4 protein-coding genes are annotated in these 10,400 nt (G+C 64.0%); 1 reads left to right on the forward strand and 3 read right to left on the reverse strand.

The features are described 5' to 3' along the window. Positions 1-26 precede the first annotated feature (26 nt). On the forward strand, positions 27-2,291 hold the full coding sequence (locus tag VFW84_RS05920) for an arginine/lysine/ornithine decarboxylase (protein ID WP_329679515.1): 2,265 nt from the start codon (positions 27-29) through the stop codon (positions 2,289-2,291). On the opposite strand, the gene VFW84_RS05925 is transcribed toward VFW84_RS05920, so the two are convergent. The 3 genes from VFW84_RS05925 to VFW84_RS05935 all read right to left on the reverse strand — a co-directional run. Further along, a complete protein-coding gene (locus VFW84_RS05925) occupies positions 2,261-4,087 on the reverse strand; it encodes a putative bifunctional diguanylate cyclase/phosphodiesterase (RefSeq protein WP_329679516.1) in 1,827 nt (608 codons plus the stop codon). The two genes, VFW84_RS05920 and VFW84_RS05925, sit on opposite strands and share 31 nt — an antisense overlap. Beyond that, complete coding sequence (locus VFW84_RS05930) at positions 4,084-6,630, reverse strand: hybrid sensor histidine kinase/response regulator (RefSeq protein WP_329679517.1); 2,547 nt, start codon at positions 6,628-6,630, stop codon at positions 4,084-4,086. Before VFW84_RS05930 ends, VFW84_RS05925 begins: the two co-directional genes overlap by 4 nt. Further along, on the reverse strand, positions 6,627-10,400 hold a 3,774-nt coding region (locus VFW84_RS05935), incomplete at its 5' end, for a cadherin-like domain-containing protein (protein ID WP_329679518.1). The genes VFW84_RS05935 and VFW84_RS05930, both read right to left, overlap by 4 nt.

Below are 10,400 nucleotides of genomic sequence, written 5' to 3' on the forward strand. Positions count from 1 at the left end.
CCTGTCTTTTTGCTGCCGGGTGGCCCATGCTGCGTTTCCACTTTCCGATCGTCATCATCGACGAGGACTTCCGCTCTGAAAACACCTCGGGCCTGGGCATCCGTGCCCTGGCCGACGCCATCCAGAAGGAAGGCATGGAGGTTCTGGGGGTGACCGGTTACGGTGATCTGGCGCAGTTCGCACAGCAGCAAAGCCGCGCCAGCGCCTTCATCTTGTCCATCGACGACGAAGAGTTCACGCCGGGCCCTGAGCTGGACCCGGCGGTGCTGAATCTGCGCAAGTTCATCGAGCAGATCCGCTTCAAGAACGCCGACATCCCCATCTACCTGTACGGCGAGACGCGCACCTCCGAGCACATCCCCAACGACATCCTGCGCGAGTTGCACGGCTTCATCCACATGTTCGAGGACACGCCCGAGTTCGTGGCGCGCCACATCATCCGTGAAGCCAAGAGCTACCTCGACGCGCTGCCGCCACCGTTCTTCAAGGCGCTGATGGACTATGCGCAGGACGGCTCCTACTCCTGGCACTGCCCGGGGCATTCGGGCGGCGTGGCCTTCCTCAAGAGCCCGGTGGGCCAGATGTTCCACCAGTTCTATGGCGAGAACATGCTGCGCGCCGACGTGTGCAATGCGGTGGAAGAACTCGGCCAGTTGCTGGACCACACCGGCCCGATCTACGAGTCCGAAAAGAACGCGGCGCGCATCTTCAATGCCGACCACTGCTTCTTTGTGACCAACGGCACGTCCACCTCCAACAAGATGGTGTGGCACCACACCGTGGCGCCCGATGACATCGTCGTGGTGGATCGCAACTGCCACAAGTCCATCCTGCACAGCATCATCATGACCGGGGCCATCCCGGTGTTCATGACGCCCACGCGCAATCACTTCGGCATCATCGGCCCGATCCCCAAGAGCGAGTTCGAACCCGCGACCATCCGCAAGAAGATCGCCAAGAACCCGCTGCTCAAGGGGGTGGACCCCAAGAAGGCCAAGCCCCGCATCCTGACGCTGACGCAAAGCACGTATGACGGTGTGCTCTACAACACCGAGACGATCAAGGGCATGCTCGACGGCTGGATCGACAACCTGCATTTCGATGAGGCCTGGCTGCCGCATGCGGCCTTCCACAAGTTCTACGGCATGTACCACGCCATGGGCAAGGGGCGCGCGCGCCCCAAGGAGGCCGTGGTCTACTCCACGCAGTCCATCCACAAGCTGCTGGCGGGCATCTCGCAGGCATCGCATGTGCTGGTGCAGGACTCTCAGGACGTGAAGCTGGACCGCAACCTCTTCAATGAGGCCTACCTGATGCACACCTCCACCTCACCGCAGTACGCGATCATCGCGTCCTGTGATGTGGCTGCGGCGATGATGGAGCCCCCAGGCGGCACGGCGCTGGTCGAGGAAAGCATCCGCGAGGCGCTGGACTTCCGCCGCGCCATGCGCAAGGTCGACAAGGAGTACGGCAAGGATTGGTGGTTCAAGGTCTGGGGCCCGGACAAGATCGCGGCCGACGACATCGGCAAGCCGTCGGACTGGGTGCTCAAGGCCAATGAAAAATGGCATGGCTTCGGCAATCTGGCCGATGGCTTCAACATGCTGGACCCGATCAAGTCCACCATCATCACGCCGGGCCTGGACGTGTCGGGCAAGTTTGCCAAGACGGGCATCCCTGCGTCCATCGTCACCAAATACCTGGCCGAGCATGGCGTGGTGGTCGAAAAGACGGGCCTCTACAGCTTCTTCATCATGTTCACCATCGGCATCACCAAGGGCCGCTGGAACACCATGCTGACGGCACTGCAGCAGTTCAAGGACGACTACGACAAGAATGTGCCCCTGTGGCGCATGCTGCCGGACTTCTGCAAGAAGTACCCGCGCTATGAACGCATGGGTCTGCAGGACCTGTGCCAGAGCGTGCACGAGGCCTATGCCAAGGGTGACATCGCCCGACTGACCACCGAGGTGTATCTGTCAGGGCTGGAGCCCGCCATGAAGCCCTCGGATGCCTATGCCTGCATCGCGCGTCGCCAGACCGAGCGGGTGGACATTGAACAACTGGAGGGGCGCATCACCACGGCCCTGCTGACACCTTACCCGCCGGGCATCCCCCTGCTGATTCCGGGCGAGCGCTTCAACAAGAAGATTGTCGATTTCCTGAAGTTTGCGCGGGACTTCAACGATGCCTTCCCGGGTTTCGCCACGGATGTGCACGGCCTGGTGGCCGAAGATCTGCCCGATGGCAGCAAGCGCTACTACGTGGATTGCGTGGCCGACGGCGCCTGATCCAGCGCGGTCCAGTCGGTGGGGGCGTGCGATGTCACGCCCGGTGGCCGGCGGTTGCGGCTCACCAGGGCCTCGAAGGCAGCGGGCGGCACCGCCTTGCTGAACAAAAAGCCCTGGTAGACGTCGCAGCCGACATGCTGCAGCATGCGGTGCTGTTCGACGGTTTCCACGCCTTCGGCCACCACGTCCATGCCCAGGCTGTGGCCCAGGGTGACCACCGTCTGCACGATGGCGCGGTCCTTGTCATGGGTGGCCACGTCGATCACGAAGGAGCGGTCGATCTTGAGCTCATTGGCCGGGAAGCGCTTGAGGTAGCTCAGCGACGAATAGCCGGTGCCGAAGTCGTCGATCGACAGGCCCACGCCCAGGGCACGCAAGTCGTTCATTTGCTGTAAGGCCCTGGCGGCGTCTTGCACCAGCATGCTTTCCGTGAGTTCGACCATCAGCGACTGGGCCGGGATGCCCGTGTCCTGCAACAGTTGCTCCAGACGTGGGCACAGGTGGCCTTCCTCGAAATGAGGCTTGGCCACGTTGATCGAGACCTTGAGGTCCACATGGCCCAGGGATCGCCACTGCGCGATCTGGAAGCAGGCTTCTCGCATGACCCATTCGCTGATGTCGCCGATCAGGCCGGTCTCTTCCGCCACGGCAATGAAGCGCCCCGGCAGCAGCAGGCCCTGTTCCGGGTGTTCCCAGCGGACCAGTGCTTCGGCGCCGGTGATCGTCCCCGTTCTCATGCAGACCTTGGGCTGGTAGTACAGACGCAGCTCGTTTTGTTCGATGGCGCGGCGCAACTGGTTGGCCAGGGTCAGGCGCTCCACCGAGCGCGCCGTGAGTTCTTCCGAGAAGAACTCGTAGCGTGTCTTGTTGCTGGACCGTCGTGCCTTGGCGCAGGCGATGTCCGCACTCTTGAGCAGGGCTTCGGCGTGTTGCCCATCGGTGGGCGTCAGGGAAATACCGATGCCCGGGGTCAGGAAGATCGAATGGCCGTCCACCTCGATGGGGCGATTGAGCAGCAACAGCACCTGCTTGGCCATTTCAGCGGCGGTTTCGGCCTCGGGCAGGTCGGGCAGGATCAGGGCAAAGTCCTGATCCCCGATGCGAGCCAGATCCATGGAGTCGGTGTGCAGGCTCATCATGCTGGGATCGGCCTTGGGCGCGACCAGCTCGACCAGACGGTGGGCGGCCTGCCTGAGCAGGGCGTCTGCGGCATGGACGCCCAGGGTTTCGCGCGTTTCGCGAAACTGGTCGCAGGAGATGTGCAGCAAGCCGACCGTGCTCTCTTGCTGGAGGCCTTTGGCAATGGCGTCGTCCAGGCGGTGGTTGAAGCGTTGCCGGTTGGACAGGTTGGTGACCGGGTCCACATAGGCCAGCCGGTCCTGGTATTGCTTGAAGGCCAGGGTGTTGCGCACCCGCAGGATCAGCTCGCTGGCATCCACGGGTTTGGAGAGAAATTCCGTGGCACCCATTTCCAGGGCCTGGAGCTTGGTGGCGGGGTCGCTCGCCGCGGTGAGCACGATGACCGGCAGGAAGGTCAGGGCCTCGTCCTTGCGCATGGCCTCCAGGATGTCGAAGCCCGACACCTCGGGCATCATCAGATCGAGCAGCAGCACGTCCGGACGGTGCGAGCGGATGATGTCCAGGGCTTCGCGAGGCTCATTGCAGGCGATGAAGCGCGTGTAGCCAGCATCTTCCAGGTGGGTCTGGATCACATCCGTGAGCAGGGACTCGTCGTCCACCATCATGACGCGAGCCTCTTCCCAGTGGCCTGGGTTGTTATGGGGCATGGCGCTCATGGGCTGTCCTGGGTTGCAAGCACGGTCTGGGGCATGGGGTCGTCGATGTCGAGCACCATCCGCGACGCGAGGGAGCGAATGGTCTGCATGAATTGCGCTGCCTGAGCGAGGTCACCGGCCTTGCAGGCGTTTTCCAGGTCTCTGGAGGGCTCGAAATAGTCGTCGAAGCCGACGCTGCCGCCTGCGCCCTTGAGCCAGTGGGCAAGCGAGGCGAGTTGCACCAGATCGCGTTGCTCCAGCGCGGCATCCATGGCGGACAGCTTGGCGGGGAACTGATCGATGAACTTGCGAACGACATTGCGTAGCTTGGGGTGCTGAGACAAGCGTGAGACCATGGGGCCCGCCTTGGGCGCTGGGCCCATGGACAGGTTGTCGGCACCCGACGCCCCACTCTTGAGTGCAGATGTCTCAGGGGGGGGCGGTTCGTCGGCGGCCAGGCGCTGTCCGCCGAGGCGCTCTCCCAGGTCGGCCAGCAGGGCGTCGATGTTCAGGGGCTTGGTGTGCACGCCAGTGAATCCGGCATCGTCGAGCCCGCGCTCGAAGCCCTTCATGGCATTGGCCGTCAGCGCCAGGATGGGCAACTGGTGACCCAGTTCACGCAATCTGCGCGTGGCCGTGGCGCCGTCCATCACGGGCATCTGCATGTCCATCAGGATCAGATCGAAGGGCTTGCTGGCGACCTGGTCGAGGGCGGCCTGGCCGTTTTCGGCCTCGCTGATCTGCAGGCCGGTTTCTTCCAGCACCAGACGCACCAGTTCACGGTTTTCGGCGCCATCATCGACCACCAGCACGTGCTTGGGCGGGAAGCGCCAGCGCGAGGTGGGCAGGGCGCGCAAAGGCGATGCCTGGTCTGCCAGCGCAGCGGGTTCGAGCATGGGGATGTCACTCAGCTCACCGGGGTCGATCCAGACGTGGAAGGTGCTGCCGCGGCCCAGCTCACTGGTGACGGTGATGTCGCCGCCCATGGCGCGGGCAAAGCGTCGGCTGATGGTCAGGCCCAGGCCGGTGCCGCCAAAGCGCCGGTTGGTGGAGGACTCGGCCTGCACAAAAGGCTCGAACACCGAAGTGAACTTGTCGGCAGGGATGCCCACGCCCGTGTCGCTCACGTCGATGCACAGGCGAGAGCGGCTGCCGTGCCGTTCGACATGCATGGAGACCACGACCTCGCCCTCGCGGGTGAACTTGATGGCGTTGCCCACCAGGTTGGTGATGATCTGCCGCAGGCGAGCGGGGTCGCCCAGGATGGTGGCAGGCAGGGCCTCCTGCAGGTCGGCCCGCAGCGTGATGCCTTTTTCCTGCGCCTTCACGTCCAGAACGTGGATCACGTCATGGACCACCTCGTGGGGCGCAAAGCGCACGCTTTCGAGCTCCAGCCGACCAGACTCGACTTTGGAAAGGTCCAGGATGTCGTTGATCAACTCGAGCAGGTGTCGACCACTGGCATGGATGGTGTCCAGGTGGCGGCGTTGTTCCTCCACCGGTTGAGATTGGCCTCCGCGTCGGCGCAGGAGTTCGGTGAAGCCCAGGATGGCGTTCATGGGCGTGCGGATCTCGTGGCTCATGTTGGCCAGGAAGTCGCTCTTGGCCCGGTTGGCGGCCACAGCCTCTTCCTTGGCGATCTGCAGGGCCACTTCCTTTTCTTCCAGCTCGGTGACGTCCTGGAAGCTGATGAGCACGCCCTGGGCCTTGTCGGCGGCCAGTACCGGCGAGCAGTTGACTCGGAAGGTGTAGCGTTGTCCGCGCGCCGTGGTCAGGTACATCAGCACATTGCGTCGGGTCTGCTTTTCCTTGAGCGCCTGAACCCAGGGCAGGCCGTGACGGTCCAGGGTCGCACCGTCCCGGTCGGTCCAGGGCAGGGCGTCTGCCGACTTGCCGATCAATGCGTCGGCATCCACGCCCATGATCCGGGCGAGGGACTGGTTGGCCAGCACGGTGTAGCCGCGTGCATCCAGCACCATGAGGCCTTCTGTCAGGGTGTCCAGCGCGGAGCGGACGCGACCCGGGATGGCCTGGGATGGGTCCAGGTGCCGCAACATGCGACCCAGATAGAGGCTGAAGGCGACGAAGCTGGTCAAGCCCATGAAGGCTGACAGCCGGATCAGAGGGTCGTCCAGGTAGCCCAGCCAGCCAGGACGTCTCAATGGGGTGAAGCGCAGTTCGATCTGTCCCCAGCGTTCATCGGCGTGCCACAAGGGGATCTGGATCTGCTCATCCGTGGATGCACTGGTGTTGCCCAGGGACCATGTGGCATGGTCGCCCTGGGTCAGCAGCAGGGTCCGATCGGTTCGGCGCACCCCGACGGAAAGCACGTCCTCTCGGCGGGAGGTGGCCGTGCGCAGACTTTGCGCCAGGGGCTCGGGATCGTCCTCGTTGAGCTGGGTGGTGCCGATGACGGCCAGCGCCTCCGCAAGCGTGGCGCGTTCCGTGCGCTGGAGCAGTTCGGGGTCGGCCACCAGACCCAGATAGGATGCCAGCAGCAACAGGGTCACCATCATGGACGACAGCCCCATGGCCAGATAAAAGCGCGTGCCCAGTCGCCTCATGAGCGTTGCTCCCCGGTCGGGTTGGCGGGGGCCTCAGGGGGCGGTGGTGGCGTCGGGTGCTCCCCATCGAAGAGCTGCTCCAGTGGTGCATCCGCGTCCGTGCCATCGGCCAGCGCGTGCTTGCCCGAGGCCCGGTTGAGGATGGGCAGCGGGTCGATCATGCCCCACAGCGGCATGGACGACAGCATGGATCCCAGCAGGGCGCCGCCGCGCAGCAACCAGATCACGTAGCCCATGGATAAACCGGTCGTCAGTGCGATGGACGACACCATCATCTGTTGTCGGTTGTTGTCTTGCTCTGTCAGCTGTTCACGCAAGGCATTGAGGCTGCGATTGAGCTCCTCGGCTGCGGCCCCTGACGGCAGGGAGCCTGTCCAGCGGTAGATGAAGTCGCTGATCTGGACATCCACAGGGCTGGGCGATCCACTGACGCGGGCTTGAGACTCGATGCTGATGCGCACAGGGGAGGCGGTCATCGAAAACTCCACTGCGGGCGGTGGGACCAGCGCGGCGCGGCGCAGCTCCAGGCTGTCACGTTGCAGCGCCGTGGTGTCGCTGGGGGGGGCGGCCTGAGTCTCGGCTACCAGATTGGCTGCGGCCGAGGTGGCCTCATCGGAGACCGTCTCGCTAACGGGAGCTTCATCCTGGGGGGCCGTGCTGTCGCTGCCGGGCTCCGGGGTGCTCACGGGAGCGCTGATCTGAATGTTGCGGATCATCGTGACGTCGGGTGGCGACGCCAGGGTGACAGCGATGCCGTCGCTGACCGTCAGTTGGTAGCCGGGGACTGTGCCGGAACCGTCGTGCACAAAGACGACGGTGCCAGCATTGATCTCCTGAACGGTAAAGGTGCTCACCGCCTGACCAGATGTCAGATCGATGAATTGACCGCCTGTCATGGCGCTGGCCGTGAGTTGCAGTTGCCCCGCCGTTTGCTCGGCATCGCTCACGATCAGTTCAGGCGTGGCTTGAGATCCTTGCTGGATGTTCAGACGGTTGAGGCTGATGACGGGGGCGTCGTTGACGGGCAGGATGCTCAAGGCCATGGCCGGAGAAGCCATGGCAACGCTGCTGCTTTCTCCGTCATGGAGACCGATGCTCACCGTGCGTGTGGATGCATCGGGGTGGTCGCTGGTGTTGGTGTAGGTGATCCGATCCAGTGCGTCCTGGTAGTCGCTCAGTGAAGCGATGCCCTGCAGGGTGAGCGTTCCGGTCGCGGCATCCCAACTGCTGGAGATGCCTCCCTGGGACTGCAGCGCCAGGATGTCCTGCCCCTGGACGTAATGCGTGTCGATGCGGACCGTGGCCCCCTCCAGCAGCAGGTTGTCCACATCGCTCAGGCTCACCGAGCGACCCAGTGACACGGCACCGCTGTTTTCCGTGTAGATCAGGCTGACGGTGCCGCTGCTGGTGATCACGGGGGCATCGTTGATGGGGGTGACGACCACTTGGCGTGTGATCGGGGTACTGACATCGTGAGCGGCCTGGCCATCGCTGACCGACATCAGCAGGGTGCGGGTGCCGGCGCTGGGGTTGTCGCTGCCGTTGACATAGGTGATGCTCCGCAAGGCGAGCTGATAGTCGGCCACGGAGGCGACCCCGCTGAGGACCAGGGTGCCCGTGTCGGCATGCCATGTGCCGACGATGCCATCGGCATCCTGGAAGGCGAGTACATCCTGCCCCGCAGCGTAGCCCTCGCTGAAGCGCACGGTGGCGCTGTTCAACACGGCATTGTCCAGATCGAAGAGGTCGATCTGCTCGTCCAGGCGCAAGGGCGTGCCATTTTCAAGGTAGTTCAGCGTGCCAGTGCTGCCCACGATCGTGGGCGCATCGTTGCTGGCGACGACGTCGATCGTGTAGTGAAGGGCGTCGCTGAGCGGGTTGTCCGCAGCGCCGTCGTCCAGCACGAGCGTGATGGTTCGGCTGGCCGTGTCCGGATCATCGCTGTCATTGAGGTAGAGCACGCTGCGCAAGGCGGCCTGGTAGTCGGCCACGCTGGCCGATCCGCTCAGGGTCAAGGTACCGGAGGTCGCATCCCATTGCCATTCGATACCGCCCTGCGTCACGATGCTCAGCCGGTCCTGGTCGAGGACATGGTTGCCCGTGATGCGCAGGGTGGCCCCCACCAGGGTGTTGTTGTCGACATCGTTGAGAACAAGCCCGGTGTCCAGCCAGGTGCCCGCTGCGTTTTCCTGATGCGTGGCCTGGCCTTGGGAGGGCTGTGCCACGGGCGAGTCGTTGACGGCGCTGACCAGGATGGTCTGCGTGAGCACGGCACTGGGATCGCTGGCGTCCATGACCTCCAAGCTCACTGTTCGCGTGCCCACCACCGGTTGCTCACTGAGATTGGCGTAGCGGATGCTGCGCAGGGCCGCCTCGTAATCGGCCAGGGTGGCGTTGCCAGACAGTGTCAGGATGCCTGCCTCGGCATCCCACTGGCTGCCGATCCCCGCGCCGGCATCGACGCTCAGAACATCCTGCCCAGACACGTGGCCTGCACTGATCCAGACCGTGGCGCCAGTGAGTGTGCTGTTGTCGACATCGCTGAGTTGCAGTTCGGGGCAGACCTCGGTGGCGGGTGCGTTTTCCTGGTAGCCGATGCCCGATCCCGTGGCCACGAGGACCGGTGCGTCATTCAGTGCCGTGATGCTCAAGGAGCGGGTGAGCACAGCACCCTGCGCCAGGCTGCCATCGCTGACGGTGATCTCGATCGTGCGAGGGCTGGTGTCGGGGTCATCGCTGAGGTTGGTGTAGCGAACGAGCGCCAGCGCCGCCTCGTAGTCGGCCAGGGAAGCATTGCCACTGAGCGTCAGGGTGCCGAGATCGGCATCCCACTGGCCTGTGATGTCTCCCGAGTTCGTGAAGGACAGCAGGTCCTGAGCTGGAACATGGCCAACGATGTGGATCGTGGCCTGGCTCAGGACATCGTGGTCGAGATCGCTGATCGTCAGGCCGTCGGCCACCGCGATGGATGCCGCGTTCTCGGTGTAGCTCGGTGTGACGCCATCCGAACTCAGCACCGGCGTGTCGTTCACAGCCTGCACGTCCAGGCGCCAGGTGACAGGGGCGCTGTCCACCGAGCCGTCGTGCACGGTCAGCGTGAGGTCTCTGGCGGTTTCGGAGGGGCGGTCGCTGCTGTTGACATAGCGAATGCTTTGCAGGGCGGCCTGCCAGTCCGACAGGCTCGCATATCCTGACAGAGTGAGTGTGCCCGTGTTCTCCGACCATGTGCCTGTGATGCCCGCCTGATCGACGAATGTCAGCGTGTCCTGGCCCTGAACATAGGCTGTGGAGATGGTGATCACCGCTCGACTCAAGGCTGTGCTGTCCACGTCGGTGATGAGCAGTGCCGCGCCCATCACCTGCAGTGGTGTGGCATTTTCGACATAGGTGATCTGGCTGACGCCTGGTGTGACCACTGGCGCATCTGGCTGCGTCAAGACCGTGAGCGTGCAGGTTCCCACGTTGCTGGACAGCCCGCTGTCGCTGACCTGGAGTTCGAGGGTGCGCGCCTGAGCATCGGGGGCCTCGCTGAGGTTCTGATAGCTCACGCTGCGCAGGGCGAGTTGATAGTCCTCCACCGAGGCCAGGCCGTTCAGGGTCAGAAGACCTTGATCGACGTCCCATTGACCCGTGATGCCATAGGCGTCGGTGAACAGCAGCACGTCCTCACCCAGGGCATAGGCGCTGGCGATGCGGACGGTGGCTGAGCTCAGTTGGGTGTTGTCGGGGTCCACCAGGGTGAGGGTGGGTGCCACCTGGATCGGGGCGGT

This window comes from Aquabacterium sp. (assembly GCF_036279655.1).
In the GTDB taxonomy this organism is placed as follows: Bacteria; Pseudomonadota; Gammaproteobacteria; order Burkholderiales; family Burkholderiaceae_C; genus Aquabacterium.

Bases quoted from the DNA above. Each gene is read 5' to 3' on its own strand.
- VFW84_RS05920 (WP_329679515.1), top strand. From the start codon at position 27: ATGCTGCGTTTCCACTTTCCGATCGTCATCATCGACGAGGACTTCCGC.
- VFW84_RS05925 (WP_329679516.1), bottom strand. From the start codon at position 4,087: ATGAGCGCCATGCCCCATAACAACCCAGGCCACTGGGAAGAGGCTCGC.
- VFW84_RS05930 (WP_329679517.1), bottom strand. From the start codon at position 6,630: ATGAGGCGACTGGGCACGCGCTTTTATCTGGCCATGGGGCTGTCGTCC.